Annotated in this window: 1 protein-coding gene; it reads left to right on the forward strand. The window is 76.5% G+C overall.

The genetic code is table 11. The features are described from left to right. Positions 1-307, forward strand: a 307-nt coding sequence (locus DIS04_RS20335) for an aldehyde dehydrogenase family protein (protein WP_162623145.1), incomplete at both ends; no start/stop codon positions are given.

A 307-nucleotide genomic window follows, 5' to 3' on the forward strand; every position in this document is an offset into this window, starting at 1 on the left:
CGAGCGCGGCCGCACCTGTGGCCAGCTGCGCCTGTTCGCCAGCGTGGTGCGCGCCGGCGAGTGGCTCGACCTGCGCCTCGACCCGGCCCTGCCCGAGCGCCAGCCGATGCCGCGCGCCGACCTGCGCCAGCGCCACATCCCGCTGGGCCCCGTCGCGGTGTTCGGCGCCAGTAACTTCCCGCTGGCCTTCTCCGTGGCCGGTGGCGACACCGCCTCGGCACTGGCCGCCGGCTGCCCGGTGATCGTCAAGGGCCACTCGGCCCACCCCGGCACCTCCGAGCTGGTGGGGCGTGCGGTACAGCAGGCC

Origin of the sequence: Billgrantia lactosivorans (assembly GCF_003254665.1) — a bacterium.
Classification (GTDB): Bacteria; Pseudomonadota; Gammaproteobacteria; order Pseudomonadales; family Halomonadaceae; genus Halomonas; species Halomonas lactosivorans.